Origin of the sequence: Citrobacter sp. CK181 (assembly GCF_030333595.1) — a bacterium.
In the GTDB taxonomy this organism is placed as follows: domain Bacteria; phylum Pseudomonadota; class Gammaproteobacteria; order Enterobacterales; family Enterobacteriaceae; genus Citrobacter_B; species Citrobacter_B koseri.
This window is the reverse complement of sequence record NZ_JAOWFN010000014.1, coordinates 131,655-146,785: the sequence shown is the minus strand read 5'-3', so window position 1 is coordinate 146,785 and position 15,131 is coordinate 131,655. Positions and strand designations below refer to the sequence as shown.

The following is a 15,131-nucleotide window of genomic DNA, read 5'->3' as shown; positions in this document are numbered from 1 at the left end:
AGTAGTTATGTCTTTTGATTCCCTTGGGTTGAATCCTGATATTTTGCGCGCGATTGCCGAGCAGGGTTACCGTGAACCTACCCCTATTCAGCAGCAGGCGATCCCTGCGGTGCTGGAAGGCCGCGACCTGATGGCCAGCGCCCAGACGGGGACGGGTAAAACAGCCGGTTTTACGCTGCCGCTGTTACAACATCTGATCACGCAGCAGCCGCACGCGAAGGGCCGTCGCCCGGTACGCGCGTTGATTCTGACGCCGACCCGTGAGCTGGCGGCGCAAATTGGCGAAAACGTCCGGGATTACAGTAAATACCTGAACATTCGCTCTCTGGTCGTGTTTGGCGGCGTCAGCATTAACCCGCAGATGATGAAACTGCGCGGCGGCGTTGACGTGCTGGTGGCAACACCGGGGCGTTTGCTCGACCTGGAACATCAAAACGCGGTGAAGCTGGATCAGATTGAGATTCTGGTGCTGGATGAAGCTGACCGTATGCTCGACATGGGCTTTATCCACGATATTCGCCGCGTGCTGGCAAAACTGCCGCCGAAGCGCCAGAACCTGCTGTTCTCCGCCACATTCTCCGATGACATTAAAGCGCTTGCTGAAAAGCTGTTGCATAACCCGCTGGAAATTGAAGTGGCGCGCCGTAATACCGCTTCTGAGCAGGTGACCCAGCACGTTCATTTCGTGGATAAAAAACGCAAGCGCGAACTGTTGTCGCAGATGATTGGCAAAGGCAACTGGCAGCAGGTGCTGGTCTTTACCCGTACCAAACACGGCGCTAACCATCTGGCGGAACAGCTGAATAAAGACGGCATTCGCAGTGCGGCGATCCACGGTAATAAATCTCAGGGCGCGCGTACCCGCGCACTGGCTGATTTCAAATCCGGCGATATCCGTGTCCTGGTGGCGACCGACATCGCGGCGCGCGGGCTGGATATCGAAGAGCTGCCGCATGTGGTGAACTATGAGCTGCCAAACGTCCCGGAAGATTACGTGCACCGTATTGGCCGTACCGGTCGTGCCGCCGCGACTGGCGAAGCGTTATCGCTGGTCTGCGTTGATGAACACAAACTGCTGCGCGATATCGAAAAGCTGCTGAAAAAAGAGATCCCGCGCATCACCACGCCGGGTTATGAACCAGACCCGTCAATTAAAGCGGAGCCGATTCAGAACGGTCGCCAGCAGCAGCGTGGCGGCGGTGGTCGCGGCCGAGGCCAGGGTCAGGGACAGGGCGGAGCAGGCCGTGCCCAGCAACCGCGTCGCAATGATGGCGGGGCGCCGAAAGCCAAACCGCGCAGCGGAGAGGGTAAGCCTGGCGGCGATAAACCACGTCCGCCGCGCCGCCCGCGCAGACTGGCGGATTAATTGCGAGCCCGGCCGAAAGGTCGGGCTTTTCTTTTTGCGACCCGCGCCAGAAAGTGCCACAATAGTGGCTGTTTATACAGTATTTCAGGTTTTCTCATGGCATTGACCGCTGCGCTTAAAGCGCAAATCGCCGCCTGGTATAAGGCGCTTCAGGAGCAGATCCCCGACTTTATCCCCCGTGCGCCGCAGCGGCAGATGATTGCCGATGTCGCCAAAACGCTGGCGGGTGAAGAAGGGCGTCATCTGGCGATTGAGGCGCCGACCGGGGTCGGGAAAACCCTCTCTTACCTTATTCCCGGTATTGCCATTGCCCGCGAAGAACAAAAAACGCTGGTGGTGAGCACCGCCAACGTGGCGTTGCAGGATCAGATCTACAGCAAAGATCTCCCGCTGCTGCGCAAAATCATTCCTGACTTGCGGTTTACCGCCGCGTTTGGTCGTGGGCGCTACGTTTGCCCGCGTAATCTGGCGCTGCTGGCCAGCAGCGAACCGAATCAACAGGATCTGCTCGCGTTTCTGGATGACGAACTGACGCCGAATAATCAGGAAGAGCAAAAGCGCTGCGCCAGGCTAAAGGGCGATCTTGACAGCTACAAGTGGGACGGGTTGCGCGATCATACCGATATCGCCATTGACGACGCGCTCTGGAAGCGCCTGAGCACCGATAAAGCCAGTTGCCTGAACCGCAATTGCCATTACTACCGTGAATGCCCTTTTTTTGTCGCCCGACGGGAAATTCAGGAAGCTGAAGTGGTGGTGGCAAACCATGCGCTGGTGATGGCGGCGATGGAGAGTGAAGCGGTGCTGCCGGAGCCGAAAAATCTTCTGCTGGTGCTGGACGAAGGCCACCATCTGCCGGATGTCGCGCGCGACGCGCTGGAGATGAGCGCTGAGATCTCCGCCCCCTGGTATCGCCTGCAACTGGATCTGTTCACTAAGCTGGTGGCGACCTGCCTGGAACAGTTCCGCCCGAAAACCACGCCGCCGCTGGCGAATCCTGAGCGCCTGAATGCGCATTGCGAAGAGTTGTACGAGCTGATTGCCTCGCTCAACAACATCCTGAATCTGTATATGCCCGCGACGCAGGACGCTGAGCACCGCTTTGCGATGGGCGAGTTACCGGATGAGATCATGGCGATCTGCCAGCGGCTGGCGAAGCTGACGGAAATGTTGCGTGGGCTGGCGGAACTGTTCCTTAACGATCTCAGCGAGAAAACCGGCTCGCACGATATTGTGCGCCTGCACCGGGTGATTTTGCAGATGAACCGCGCGCTGGGCATGTTTGAGGCGCAAAGCAAGCTCTGGCGGCTGGCGTCGCTGGCGCAGTCTTCCGGTGCGCCGGTCTCGAAGTGGGCCACGCGGGAGGCGCGCGATGGGCAGATACACGTCTGGTTCCACTGTGTGGGCATTCGCGTCAGCGATCAGCTTGAAAGGCTGCTCTGGCGCAGCGTGCCGCATATTATTGTAACGTCGGCGACCCTGCGTTCGCTTAACAGCTTCTCGCGCTTGCAGGAGATGAGCGGCCTGAAGGAGAAAGCGGGCGATCGCTTTGTGGCGCTGGACTCCCCCTTTAATCATGTGGAGCAGGGTAAAATTGTTATTCCGCAAATGCGCTATGAACCGTTGATTGATAACGAAGAGCAGCATATTGCGGAGATGGCGGCCTATTTCCGTCAGGCGCTGGAAAGCAAAAAACACCACGGCATGCTGGTTTTGTTTGCCAGCGGACGGGCGATGCAGCGCTTTCTGGAGCATGTGACCGATTTGCGTCTTTTGCTGCTGGTTCAGGGCGATCAGCCGCGCTATCGCCTGGTGGAACTGCACCGTAAGCGGGTGGCGAACGGCGAGCGCAGCGTGCTGATTGGCCTGCAATCTTTTGCCGAGGGGTTGGATCTGAAAGGCGACCTGCTGACTCAGGTGCATATTCACAAGATTGCGTTTCCTCCCATCGACAGCCCGGTGGTGATCACCGAAGGCGAGTGGCTGAAAAGCCTGAATCGCTACCCGTTTGAAGTGCAGAGCCTGCCAAACGCGTCGTTTAACCTGATCCAGCAGGTGGGCCGTTTGATTCGTAGCCACGGCTGCTGGGGAGAGGTGGTGATTTACGACAAGCGTCTGTTAACCAAAAGCTACGGGCAGCGTTTGCTGAATGCGCTCCCGGTATTTCCGATTGAACGCCCGGAAGTGCCGGAGGTAAAAAAACGCCCGACAAAAGTGGTTGCCGGGCGTAAAAAAAGCATCCGTGCGAAGGGGCGCGCTCCTACTGATAGGTAAACGTGACCTGTATGACGCTATCGAACGAGCCCGCGCTGACGGGCATGGACGTGGCGTAATAGCGGGCGGCTAACGGGAAAGTGGCCGTGTGATCGCTTTGGTTGATCAGCACGTTAAAGCTTGCCTGCGGGGCGATGAGAATATTGTCCTGCCGATCGGCCAGCTCCAGCGCAAGCCCTTTCGCATTGCCGCTGTTGGCAAATTTGGTCGGGTGTACGCTATCGGCCTGTCCGTAAAAAAACGCGTTGGCCAGCGTGAGTGTTTTTGGGCAATGCGTTACTTCCAGGGAAAACGCTTTCCATTCGCCGGTATCGCCTACGTCTTTGAAATCACTCGATGACGCCTGCCCCAAATCGACGGTTAAATCTTTACTGGCGCTGTCCACGGAGCAGGTGTTGGCATAGATGTTACCCACCATTTGCACCTGGATATCATCTGCGCAGGCATATGCCATCAGACCTGCGGCGAGTAAGAAAACCATTTTTTTCATCGCGATCACTTATAGGCCAGCGTAATCGTGGCGACGGTATTTGCCGGGCCTGGCGTAACGTCGTCGCTGATTTGCTCATAGCGGACCTGGAACGGAATATCCAGCGTTTCGTTGGCTTTTGCCTCGCTTTGCGTGTTGACGTAGTTGTCGAAGGTGGCGATATTGCCATCAAACAGCATTCTGACGCCGACGCCGGTCGCCATCCCACTTTGCTGAGTCAGCTTCATCACGCCGGCAAAACCCGATTCGTAGCCATTCGCACTGGTGATCTTCACTTCAGGCTGTACGGTGGAATTACAGTTGACCGTAACGTTAAAATTCTGTGCTGGCATCGAGAGGGTGCCTACTCCCATAAAATCACTGATCGGAAAGTCGCCCAGATTGACGGTCAGGTTTTTCGGTAACACGGAGCAGGTTACGGTTTCGAGATCCACATTGCCGGCATAGGCAATGTGGTTAGGACTCCCGATACCTTCGTGACCAAACACGCCAATCCCAAACTCTGTTTGCGCCTGCACCAGTGTACCGGAGGTCACGTCACTGCCGGTTTTCACCAGCTCAAGCGTGACGTTGAAGTTAAATGACTGCTGCCCATCGCTGGATACATAACCGATCGGCGTGCCGCGTGAATCGCACTGTACGCCGCCTGCGCCGCTGATCCGCTGGCCTTGCTCGTTCATCAGCGCGATGCCAACGCCGGGCACCCCGGAGTCGTACACCCCTTTCAGGCCTGGTATCTCAGCGCCTGTTCCGTAATAGCAGGAGACAATTTCCAGACCGCTATCAATACTTTGATCGCACTGTCCGGCAACGTGTACGGTTTGCTCTGTTCCTGGAATGGTCTCACCAATCGCCAGCGTCGTCGGTACGGAAACAGATGCCACGTTGATCATTTTGGGCATATCCGGCGTTGTGCAGGCCGCATTTGCATGCGGCATAAACAAGGCTGCGCTGGCCAAAATCAGGAGGAAAAAACACTGTTTAATCATTTGCATAATGTTGAGTCTGCATGGTGAATCAATGACACTGCGCGGCAGCGTTAATGATGCTGGTTTTATGTCTCTCATCCGTTAGCGTGTACTCTGCGACGCAGTGCTCGCTGGCATCCTGACCCCACGACACGAAGAGCGTTCCGTGCTGAGGTAAACCGGAGAGATAAGTCTGACCGCCGTTGCCAACAATAAACTCGCTGTCTTTATCGTCGGTGGTGACGGTTGCGCCAAAGGGCAACGGCTTACCGTTTTGCGTGAGCATCATTAAAACCCTGCTGCCCACGCGGGTGTTAAAACTGGCGCGGACTACCGCGCCGCGCGTTGGAGTTACTATTCGCGCGGCATGGGTTACGTCGGCATCGTCTGGCAGTGTTTCTGTGTCCAGGGCAATCGTGTTGTGGCGGTAGGCTGATACAAATGGCACAACGGTATAGCCGCGAAAATCGGTTTTGACGCCGGTTTGATTGGTAATGTGTGTGCCATGTGTTCCCGGTGCTTTCACCAGCGCGATGGTTTCACCGAGCGGTTGCGTCAGAGTGATGCCGTTGGCGTGCGCCACAACGCCGCCTTGCAGACCCATATTAACGCTCCGTTGATGGCTGTCCTGGCTGACGCCGCCGCTCACTTCGCCATAGGTTCCTTTGTAATCGGCATTCATACTGGTTGAGTTGCCGCTTCCGGTATTGCTCACGCCTTCCTGGATATTCCAGTTCAGGTTGTCTTCGGCCAGAGCGGTACCGTTAAGGCCAATGTTTTGCGTGGCGCCGTCTTGACTGTTGTTCAGGTTGTACGTCGCCCAGGTGTTGTGCATCCAGTGGTCGAGTGGAACCGAAACGCTCAGCGCGAACTGGTTGTCATGGGTAACGGACTCACCGTTTTCATCGCTGTCGCTGGTGTTTTTGTTCATGCTGTAACTCAGGCTATAGCTCACGCCATGCCAGCTGTTGTTGTAGCTGAGGCTCATGGAGGTCATATCCTGGCGCTGGCTCCAGTAGGTCTCTTTGACCAGACTCAGCGTAAAAGACCCCCAGCTCTCGCCGAGCGTCTGATCGACAGTGGCTTCGGTACGCGCGCGGCGCTGCTGCGGGGCGGACCAGTCGCTGGCGCGGGTATAGGACTCCATTGTGTCTTCCAGGGTGTAAAAACCCTTACTGTTATAGCGATACCCGGCCAGGGAAAGGTTGGTGCCTGCTCCTGCAAAATCTTTGCTGTAACGCACGCGCCATGACTGCCCCGTGCTGGCCTGCTGCTGTTTCAGCAATGCTTTGGCCCGCGTGGCGTCGACAGAAAACGCGCCTAAATCCCCCAGGTTTTTCCCGGTGCCGATCGCCTGCGACTGGTAATGGCGGCTTTGCTGTACGCCGCCATAGGCGGTAAAACCATAAGGTAGACCGTAGATTGCGCTCCCCTGAGCAAATGGAGTTTGCTCGACGTCTTTGTCATAGGCGCGATAGCGACCGGCAGTCACGCTGTAGCGCAGATTTTTTTCACGCTGCAACACGGGTACGGAGGCGTAGGGCACCACGAAATGGCTTTCGCTGCCGTCCGTCTCTTTGACGGTGACCTGCAAGTCGCCGCTGCTGCCCGTCGGGTAGAGATCGTTAATTTCAAATGCGCCTGGCGCTACGGTGTTCTGATAAATGACGTAGCCGTTCTGACGAACCATCACCAGGGCGTTACTGTGTGCGGTGCCACGGATAATCGGCGCATAGCCTTTTTCGCTATCCGGCAGCATGTCGCTGTCGGAATTGAGTTGTACGCCGGTATAAGGCACGCTGTCGAACACGTCCGCCGGAGAGGCGCTTTGCCCTACCGTGAGATCGCTTTTCATCGCCACGATATCGCGCTGCGCGTAGGTATAAACAGACGAGAATTTCTGCTGTTCGTCATGGCCCGTGACGTTACGATTCCAGGTTGAGTAATTGCGCACGCGCCAGGTGCCGATGTTGAACCCGGGACGCAGGTTGACATACTGGCTGCTGTTATCCTGTTCACCCTGCCGGCGGGCGTCGCTCTGACTGGCGTTGGCGCTGTAGTTCAGTAGACCGGCGGTAATGCCTTCATCGAACGTTTTTGGGTCGATATAACCGCGCGGAATCTGGCCCAGCGCTGACTGGGGAATACTGAGCAATAGCTGCTGGTTGCGCACGCGAAACGTGGCGGAAGCGGCGGGGATGACGCTTAAATCTGCACATTTTCCTTGTGCCATGAGCTTCGGAAACGCCTTCGTTTTAATACCGAGACTCTTTAAATCATCCAGGCTGAAACAGGGCTGGAGTGAACGGTTGCCCTTAACATCTTTCTGTAATTTAAATGTGACATCGCGGGTGTCGACTTTATTATTATCAATAAAGATTGATACCTGGTATTTTCCTGGTGCTTGTCCTTGACCTTTTTCATATACCGATAAATCGGTTTTTTCCTGTCGGGGATTATCAATATCCAGGAGCGCCGGGTTAAAATAATCATCTGCCCGCGTTTGCTGCGCAAAACAGAACACTGCCAGGCCACATAACAGGGGCAGCAGTGTGAATAATTTGCAGGAAAACGGCTTTTTATCGCGGTACATGATTATTTTAATTGCCTGTGCGCCGTTATCTTAATGGACAGGCTTAGACCAGGTTCGGCTGATGCTGCCGTAATCAGTAATAATGGAATAGGTCACGGTGTTACCGTCAGTATTGGCGGGCAGAGCCATGTGGGTTGCCGTTTCAGGTACTGCCCAGGTCGCTTTACTGATTTTATGACCATTAATCATCACGCTCTGGAAATTCATATAAAACGGCGTCGGGTTATTGACGACCAGATCGTGACCTTCACGATGCCATTCCAGTTTGTCAGCAACCTCTTCTGGCTTACCTTTCACGGAGGATGGGCGATACAATAATTTAATACGCGTGTTGATCGCGATTTGCAGGGTATTTACCCCCTCAACGTGTTTTGAGGATGGAATAGCCTTGATATTCAGCCAGTACAGCGATTCACGATCCTCAGGCAGATTGCCACCTGTGCGAATAACCCGCAGAACGTTGTCTTCTTTCGCATTCAGGCGGAACAGCGGCGGCGTAATCAAAAAGGGGGTGTTGCCCGGATTTTTACTGCCGGAATCGACCCAGGATTGTACCAGATAGTCCGTTGAATCTGGGTTTGAAAGACCAAGCGAGGATTCCTTTTTGTCTCCCTGGTAAACAAGACGGGTGCCGTTAATAATAACGCCAGCATGCGCTGTCGCTGCTACCAGAAAAAGAGTGCTCAGTAAATAACCGTGACGCATAAATATTTCTCAGCATGAATAAAAGATATTAGCCCTGAAGAAAGGGCTAATATCTTCGGATTGATAATATCAGTTATAGATAACGGTAAAGGTAGATACGGAATTTGCCGGGCCGGCCGTAACGGCAGCCTGAGTCTGAATATAACGCGCTGCAAATTCCAGATCGTTTACCGTGCTTCCTGCCGTCAGTGGATATTGACGGGAAGGGGTATATAAGCTGACGGGTTGTTCTGACGAGTCGAGCAACTGAATTGCCACACCGGTAGCCGTCTCCGTGTCTGGCGTTAATGCCAGGGTCGTGCTGTTATCCGTATCCGGCGTACCGCCAAAATTAATGGCGGCAGAGGTCACCGTTTCCGGGCAGTCTTTTAACTGAATATCGAATTTCGTTGGTGTGCTGGTAGAGCCTGCGCCAGAAAATACGGTTTTAGACACTCTGCCCAACTCGACATTTAGCGGGTTACTTAACCCATTAACGACCTGACAAGCGGAGTCAATGATTTCACCCGTAAAGTTAATCTGACCTTCGCCATTTGTTGCCGCAAATGCGGATGCGGAACATCCTACTGTTGCAGCGATGAATAAACCTAAAGCAACCTTGTTCATCATAAATCCTGGTGTATAAGTGGTGAAAACCAGCCTGAACGTTTTCACCGTGGACCCTCAATAACTCTTCGCCGGATATTTAATCAGATTGTTTACGGATTAGAATCGTGTATAAAAATCACAAATATTTGAACTAATGCTTGCGTTTTAATAATTACTACAAAAACAGGTGATTGATGACTGAGATAAAAAACTAACGGCCGGGTCTCCAGAGGGGCTATATTGTTAAAAAAATGTCGCAGTGGAGAATGTCATGGATTATCGCAAAATCATCAAAGAGGTCGGTCGAGGTAAAAATCACGCCCGCGACCTGGATCAGGATACCGCGCGCGGCCTGTATACCCATATGTTGAATGGCGATGTGCCCGAACTGGAAATGGGCGGCGTGTTGATCGCGTTGCGTATTAAAGGGGAAGGCGAAGCGGAGATGCTGGGTTTTTATGAAGCCATGCAGAACCACACGATTACGCTTACGCCGCCGGTCGCCAAACCGATGCCGATTGTCATCCCCAGCTACAACGGAGCGCGCAAACAGGCGAACCTGACGCCGTTGCTGGCGATTCTGCTGCATAAACTGGGCTTTCCGGTGGTGGTACATGGCGTAAGCGAAGATCCGACGCGCGTACTGACGGAGACCATTTTCGAACTGATGGGGATTGCGCCGACGCTGCACGCCGGTCAGGCTCAGGCGAAGCTGGATGGACACGAGCCGGTGTTTATTCCTGTTGGTACGCTGTGCCCGCCGCTGGAAAAACAGCTGGCAATGCGCTGGCGGCTGGGCGTGCGTAACAGCGCGCACACGCTGGCGAAGTTAGCGACGCCGTTTGCGGAAGATGCCGCCTTGCGGTTGTCCAGCGTCTCGCACCCGGAGTATGTTCTGCGCGTCGCGAAATTTTTTGCCGACATCGGTGGGCGCGGTTTGCTGATGCACGGCACGGAAGGGGAGGTGTATGCCAATCCACAGCGTTGCCCGCAAATCAGCCTGATCGACCGTTCCGGCGTGCAGGTGCTTCAGGATCGCCAGAGCGAGATGCCCGACGAGCCGGTGCCGCTGCCTGCGGCAAAAGACCCGGAAACCACCGCCCGCTGGATTGAGCGCTGCCTGGCGGGAAGCGAGCCGATCCCGGCTTCCCTGAAAATTCAGATGGCGTGCTGCCTGGTGGCTACGGGAGAAGCGGCGACGTTAACGGAAGGGCTTGCGCGGGTAGCGCAGCATTTTTAAGCGTCAGGCAAAAAAAAGCCCGTCCAGTGGCGGACGGGCGAACAAGGGTAACACAGGTTCAATGAGGGTTGGAGCAGTGTGTCTGTCGGCAAACAGACGGGTATAACAGAAACACGTGAAATTATTTGTAGATAACAGCGGTGCCGCTCATTTTGTTGTTGTTGGTTGCGGAAGTGATGCTATAACCGGTTGCGCCGGCAGCTGCCGCTTTCTCAGCCAGTTTCGCTTCCAGTCCATCCAGAGTGGTGGCGCCTTCCGCAGAAACAACACCGATTTTATTCATGCTTTGTGCCTGGGAAGCCGTTACCGGCTCGGCAGCGAAAACGCCAAATGACAGGGTAGACAGAGCGATAGCAGCAACAGCATATTTGATATTTTTCATGATTAATCTCTCGCAGGTTATTCTTGTGTAGTAAGACGTTGTTCCGTCGATGTGATAAGTATCACGGTTTTTTGCGGGAGATAAAATCGAATAGAATTGACGTCATCCATCAAATAATTTGAATGACAAATAACTTATTGATTATTAATAAATTCAAAACATGGATTTACGCTTCTTGCCGTTTCACTTTACAGAAGAGAGAGTAACGGCACATTTTGCCACGCAGAAGGTGAAAAAGCATGAGAGTAAAAGAACATGCTTACGCTGTTGTTTTACGTAAAGAAAAGTTAGCGTAACTGGCTATCTTTCGATCCTCTGCGATTATATCCTGAGAATGTTGCGTTATGTAAATCTTTCTCCTGCTGGCAGGCAATGCATAGCCTTACTCCCGGAACGGCTTTACGCCGCGCTTCCGGGATAGGATCGCCGCACTCTTCACACTCATGCAGGCTTTCGCCTTGAGGAATTTCGCCGCGAGCGCGGGCGACAGCATCTTCAATAGTATTGTTGATTTGTTCATTAACGGCGTCGTCGTTCGCCCACCCGGATGCCATATACCTGTTCCTCCCCCTTTATTCCACACGGTAAGTGTAGTGAATATGGGGTCAAAAATCGTACAGTCAATAGCGCAGAAGCAGGCCGGTATATCAGTCAGCGAAAAACATCAGCGAATGAAAAAGACGGGGGGACGTTTTCCATGCTAAGGAAAACTGCATTCGGTGGGAATGCAGTTACCTGGTAGGGGGTTATTTGTAGATAGTGGCAGTGCCATACATTTGGTTATCGCCACCGGCAGAATTGACGACAAAACCTTTGGCGCCTTGTTCACGCGCTTTTTCTGCCAGTTTATTTTCAAGTTCGCTCAGCGTCGTCGCGCCCGTCGCCGAGACGGTCCCGGCGGGTCTGAGCTGGCCTGCTTCTGAGCTGCTAAGCGGCTGCGCGGCGAATGCACTAAAACTCATGCCAGTGAGCAGAGCAGCAGCCAGTACGGTGAGGCATTTTTTCATAACGGCATCCTCTTAGAAACAACAGGTGGTGCCTCATAAGTTTAGGACGTTGATGACGCAAAATTAACGCAAAAAATTGATTATGATGTGCTTGTTTTTTGAACGATATTTTTTGACGAATATTGACAAATCAATGACATACAGATTGTTGATTTTCCAGGATTTTGTCGCTAAGCGCTGCGGAGCGACCCGTGTTCGTCTGCGGTATAAGCGGGCTTTCTCCGTCAGGTTTGTTTACCGCGTTGCGTTATGCGAGTATCTTACGCCGCTGCTAAAAGGAGAATGCCATGTCTGCCCAGAAACCGGGATTGCACCCACGTAATCGCCATCATCATCGTTACGATCTCGCGACGTTATGCCAGGTCACGCCAGAACTGGCGCAATTTCTTACCCGTACGCCTGCGGGTGAGCAAAGCGTTGATTTCGCGAATCCTCTGGCAGTCAAGGCGCTCAATAAAGCGCTGCTGGCGTATTTCTATCAGGTGGCAAACTGGGATATTCCCGAAGGCTTTCTGTGCCCGCCGGTGCCAGGCCGCGCCGATTATATTCACCATCTGGCGGATCTGCTGGGCGAAACCACAGGCGCGATTCCGGCGGATGCGAGCGTGCTGGATGTGGGGACAGGAGCGAACTGCATTTACCCGCTTATCGGCGTGCATGAATACGGCTGGCGCTTTACCGGCAGCGAAGTCCATGCGCAGGCGCTGGCCAGCGCCCAGGCGATCATCAGCGGCAACCCAGGATTAACCCGATCGATTCGTCTGCGTCGGCAGAAAGATCCTGCGGCAATCTTCAACGGCATCATTCATAAGAATGAACAGTATGACGCCACGCTGTGCAATCCGCCGTTCCACGATTCGGCGGCTTCTGCCCGTGCGGGAAGTGAGCGCAAACGTCGCAATCTGGGGCAGGATAAAAACGATGCCCTGAATTTTGGCGGCCAGCAGCAGGAACTCTGGTGCGAAGGCGGGGAAGTGGCGTTTATCAAAACGATGATCGCGGAAAGCCAGGCCTTTGGCCGCCAGGTGATGTGGTTCACCACGTTAGTGTCGCGCGGCGAAAATTTGCCGCCGCTGTACCGCGCGCTGACGGACGTCGGGGCGGTAAAAGTGGTCAAAAAGGAGATGGCCCAGGGGCAAAAGCAGAGCCGCTTTATTGCCTGGACCTTTATGGATGACGATCAGCGTCGCCGCTTTATGGCGCGTAAGCGCTAAAGCGTGGGTTCGCTCGGCGGCAGGGGGTCTGTCGCTGGCGCCTGACCGATCGTCGGTGCGGGCAGTACCTGATACGTTTGCACCGGCGCGCGAACGCCTGCCAGATCAAAATGTTTTTTCACCTGGCTGTCGAGCGCGAAGCGTACCGTCCACTGTTTTAAGGGCAAGGTGGTAAAGGAGACCCGCAGCGTAAAAGCGGTATTGGTCAGCCCGACGATCCCGGAGAATGACGGTTCTCCGATAATCAACCCGCGAATATCTTCCGTCTCCATCACCGCAGCCACCGCGTCCTTCAATGCCTGATTGGCTTTATCCGCATCTTCATGGCGATCCACGTCATAGTTAGCCACGACCGAACCAATGCCGCGCACAAAGTTCGCGAAGGTGGTAATCGAAGACCACGGAATAATGTGGTACGCCCCGGTATCCTGGCGTACACCTACCGAGCGAATCGACATTCGCTCCACCGTACCGGTCAGCGGGCCGATAGTCACCAGATCGCCGGTATTCATCCCATTTTCAAACTGGATGAATACGCCGGTAATAATATCTTTCACCAGCGTTTGCGAACCGAACGAAATCGCCAGCCCCAACGCCCCGGCGCCGGCCAGTAAGGGGGCAATGTTCACGCCAATCTCTGACAGCACGATCATGATAGTGATTGTACTGATGATCACCGCCAGGGCGTTACGAAACAGCGTAAGCAGGGTTCGGGTACGCGCGCTGGGCAAGGGGCGGCCGTGAATATCTGATGCCAGGCGGTTCTCAATCAGGCTGGCGAGGATGGTCCATCCGACCGCAGAGAAAAAGAGGATCAGCGCAATGCGGATCAGAATATCGACGGTTTTCTCTCCCGCGCCGTTGTGCAGCCAGTTCCAGAAGTCGAATAACCCCCAGGCGTTGAGCAACAGCATGATCGCCACGCAAACCGTCAGGATTCGCGCGGCTTTCAGGGCGGTTGACAGCCAGCCGTTCAGCCGTTTTTGCAGCTCAGGGTAGTTGCGCTGCGTAGGGGGCGACAGCGTAATGGTTTTGGCTATCCAGCGTGAGAACATGCCGGAAACAAACGCGGCGACACCGATAATGAGCAGGCTGCGTACCGTCGCGCCCATCATAAACTTCAGGCTGTTGCCCGGGTCGAACAATGAGAAGAAAAACAGCACGATAAAATAGGCGCTGGCCAGCCAGTGCCACACCAGCGCGAAGGCGCGAATAAACAGACTGAAAAAGGCCAGCGACCGTTCCGCGAGATTCAGCAGATGTTGGGTGATCTCTTTTTTGTTTTTGAAGATCAGATACAGCGCCCACAGCGTAATGCACAGCATGATGATGACGTTCGCCATCGCGCCGACCTGGACGTTGACCTGGTTGGAGATAATCGGCACGGCGACGATCAGACCATAGCCGATCAGGCTACTGAGCGAACTCAGACGGCGATTCCAGTAGCGCGCGCTGGCGTCCTGAATTGTGAACGGACGCAACTCCGCTACGTTAGGGCAAAAGATCAGGCGCAGAATGGCTTTGAAAAACTCAATCAGGGCAAACGCGTTCAGGAACAGACTTTGTTGAAAGGCGATGGTTCGGCTGCCGGCGTTCATTCTGTCGCTCAGTATCTGCCCGACAAACAGGGTCAGCGCCAGCAGGAGCAGATCGATGATAAATGCGCCGATAATCATTGCGGGAAGCTGTAGCCAGTTGCTGCGGTCGCGATTTTTTGCGCGCGCCCACTGACCCATTTTGCGATACAGCGGCAGCGCGCAAAGCCGTATCAGCCAGTAAAAGACAAACACCGAGGCTGCCAGCATCAGGAAGTGGGTCAGGGCATTGGTAAATGCCTGCGTGTTAAACGGCTTATGCGGCGAGTCGGTGATGTTACGATAAAGCTGGGCAAAGCGCCCGGAGAGGGCTTCTCCGTAACGCCGGCTGATGTCGGTTACGTTCTCCAGCACCGTTTTTTCTTCCGTAACCGTGGGCGGCGTTATCGTGGGGACGGGCTCTGGCGGCGGCGTGGCGGCGACTTTTCGTAGCTGGTCGATGAGTTCCTTGCGAGAGGTCTCGTTCTCCAGCACATCCGCCAGCGCTGCGTAGGCGGCTTTCTTTTGTTCGACATCGGGTTCAGCCGCAGGCGCGGCCTCCTGACTGCCTGAGGCGTCCGTTGTGACGCCGGGGATCGCGACCGCATGCGCGGGGGCGCCCAGCAGTAAAAAGAGGATGAACAGGGTCCGCCGCATGACTCCTCCTGTGAGAAATATAAGCAAAAAGATAAGTATAGATGCTTAAAGGGGAGGGATTTGAAATGGGAGG

Annotated in this window: 13 protein-coding genes; 4 read left to right on the top strand and 9 right to left on the bottom strand. The window is 54.6% G+C overall.

The annotated features are described in order from the left end of the window. The first annotated feature begins 7 nt into the window (after window positions 1–7). Window positions 8–1,366, top strand: a complete 1,359-nt coding sequence (rhlE, locus tag OGW17_RS14235) for an ATP-dependent RNA helicase RhlE (protein WP_047457973.1) — start codon at window positions 8–10, stop codon at window positions 1,364–1,366. Window positions 1,367–1,462: 96 nt separating this feature from the next. Further along, a complete protein-coding gene (dinG, locus tag OGW17_RS14230; RefSeq protein WP_071259640.1) occupies window positions 1,463–3,640 on the top strand; it encodes an ATP-dependent DNA helicase DinG in 2,178 nt (725 codons plus the stop codon). Here the strand turns inward: dinG and OGW17_RS14225 are convergent. The 5 genes from OGW17_RS14225 to OGW17_RS14205 all read right to left on the bottom strand — a co-directional run bounded on the left by OGW17_RS14225 (window position 3,627) and on the right by OGW17_RS14205 (window position 9,002). After that, a complete protein-coding gene (locus OGW17_RS14225) occupies window positions 3,627–4,130 on the bottom strand; it encodes a fimbrial protein (RefSeq protein WP_071260111.1) in 504 nt (167 codons plus the stop codon). The genes dinG and OGW17_RS14225 overlap by 14 nt on opposite strands. A gap of 5 nt (window positions 4,131–4,135) precedes the next feature. After that, window positions 4,136–5,125, bottom strand: coding sequence for a fimbrial protein (locus OGW17_RS14220; protein WP_071259638.1), 990 nt, complete (start codon window positions 5,123–5,125; stop codon window positions 4,136–4,138). Window positions 5,126–5,147: 22 nt separating this feature from the next. After that, window positions 5,148–7,691, bottom strand: coding sequence for a fimbria/pilus outer membrane usher protein (locus tag OGW17_RS14215; protein WP_081353218.1), 2,544 nt, complete (start codon window positions 7,689–7,691; stop codon window positions 5,148–5,150). Between the two features lie 30 nt (window positions 7,692–7,721). Beyond that, entirely contained in the window at window positions 7,722–8,396 is a 675-nt protein-coding gene (locus OGW17_RS14210) for a fimbrial biogenesis chaperone (RefSeq protein ID WP_012133173.1), read from the bottom strand. A 69-nt stretch (window positions 8,397–8,465) separates the two neighbouring features. Continuing rightward, complete coding sequence (locus OGW17_RS14205) at window positions 8,466–9,002, bottom strand: fimbrial protein (RefSeq protein WP_047457960.1); 537 nt, start codon at window positions 9,000–9,002, stop codon at window positions 8,466–8,468. Window positions 9,003–9,255: 253 nt separating this feature from the next. Here OGW17_RS14205 and ybiB point away from each other — a divergent pair, with 253 nt between their 5' ends. After that, window positions 9,256–10,224, top strand: coding sequence for a DNA-binding protein YbiB (gene ybiB, locus OGW17_RS14200; RefSeq protein WP_071259635.1), 969 nt, complete (start codon window positions 9,256–9,258; stop codon window positions 10,222–10,224). A 121-nt stretch (window positions 10,225–10,345) separates the two neighbouring features. Here the strand turns inward: ybiB and ybiJ are convergent, their stop codons facing one another. From ybiJ to mcbA, 3 genes are all read right to left on the bottom strand, one after another. Continuing rightward, on the bottom strand, window positions 10,346–10,606 hold the full coding sequence (gene ybiJ, locus OGW17_RS14195) for a DUF1471 family protein YbiJ (protein ID WP_012133170.1): 261 nt from the start codon (window positions 10,604–10,606) through the stop codon (window positions 10,346–10,348). Window positions 10,607–10,893: 287 nt separating this feature from the next. Beyond that, complete coding sequence (locus OGW17_RS14190) at window positions 10,894–11,160, bottom strand: DksA/TraR family C4-type zinc finger protein (protein WP_071259633.1); 267 nt, start codon at window positions 11,158–11,160, stop codon at window positions 10,894–10,896. Window positions 11,161–11,352: 192 nt separating this feature from the next. Further along, window positions 11,353–11,613, bottom strand: a complete 261-nt coding sequence (gene mcbA / locus OGW17_RS14185; protein ID WP_012133167.1) for a DUF1471 family periplasmic protein McbA — start codon at window positions 11,611–11,613, stop codon at window positions 11,353–11,355. Window positions 11,614–11,900: 287 nt separating this feature from the next. Here mcbA and rlmF point away from each other — a divergent pair, with 287 nt between their 5' ends. Beyond that, window positions 11,901–12,827, top strand: a complete 927-nt coding sequence (rlmF, locus tag OGW17_RS14180) for a 23S rRNA (adenine(1618)-N(6))-methyltransferase RlmF (protein WP_047457955.1) — start codon at window positions 11,901–11,903, stop codon at window positions 12,825–12,827. Here rlmF and ybiO read toward each other — a convergent pair. Next, on the bottom strand, window positions 12,824–15,058 hold the full coding sequence (ybiO, locus tag OGW17_RS14175; protein WP_071259631.1) for a mechanosensitive channel protein: 2,235 nt from the start codon (window positions 15,056–15,058) through the stop codon (window positions 12,824–12,826). The two genes, rlmF and ybiO, sit on opposite strands and share 4 nt — an antisense overlap. Window positions 15,059–15,131: the final 73 nt, after the last annotated feature.

Coding starts and splice junctions, on each gene's coding strand:
- rhlE (WP_047457973.1), top strand. CDS start 8: ATGTCTTTTGATTCCCTTGGGTTGAATCCTGATATTTTGCGCGCGATT.
- dinG (WP_071259640.1), top strand. CDS start 1,463: ATGGCATTGACCGCTGCGCTTAAAGCGCAAATCGCCGCCTGGTATAAG.
- OGW17_RS14225 (WP_071260111.1), bottom strand. CDS start 4,130: ATGAAAAAAATGGTTTTCTTACTCGCCGCAGGTCTGATGGCATATGCC.
- OGW17_RS14220 (WP_071259638.1), bottom strand. CDS start 5,125: ATGCAAATGATTAAACAGTGTTTTTTCCTCCTGATTTTGGCCAGCGCA.
- OGW17_RS14215 (WP_081353218.1), bottom strand. CDS start 7,691: ATGTACCGCGATAAAAAGCCGTTTTCCTGCAAATTATTCACACTGCTG.
- OGW17_RS14210 (WP_012133173.1), bottom strand. CDS start 8,396: ATGCGTCACGGTTATTTACTGAGCACTCTTTTTCTGGTAGCAGCGACA.
- OGW17_RS14205 (WP_047457960.1), bottom strand. CDS start 9,002: ATGAACAAGGTTGCTTTAGGTTTATTCATCGCTGCAACAGTAGGATGT.
- ybiB (WP_071259635.1), top strand. CDS start 9,256: ATGGATTATCGCAAAATCATCAAAGAGGTCGGTCGAGGTAAAAATCAC.
- ybiJ (WP_012133170.1), bottom strand. CDS start 10,606: ATGAAAAATATCAAATATGCTGTTGCTGCTATCGCTCTGTCTACCCTG.
- OGW17_RS14190 (WP_071259633.1), bottom strand. CDS start 11,160: ATGGCATCCGGGTGGGCGAACGACGACGCCGTTAATGAACAAATCAAC.
- mcbA (WP_012133167.1), bottom strand. CDS start 11,613: ATGAAAAAATGCCTCACCGTACTGGCTGCTGCTCTGCTCACTGGCATG.
- rlmF (WP_047457955.1), top strand. CDS start 11,901: ATGTCTGCCCAGAAACCGGGATTGCACCCACGTAATCGCCATCATCAT.
- ybiO (WP_071259631.1), bottom strand. CDS start 15,058: ATGCGGCGGACCCTGTTCATCCTCTTTTTACTGCTGGGCGCCCCCGCG.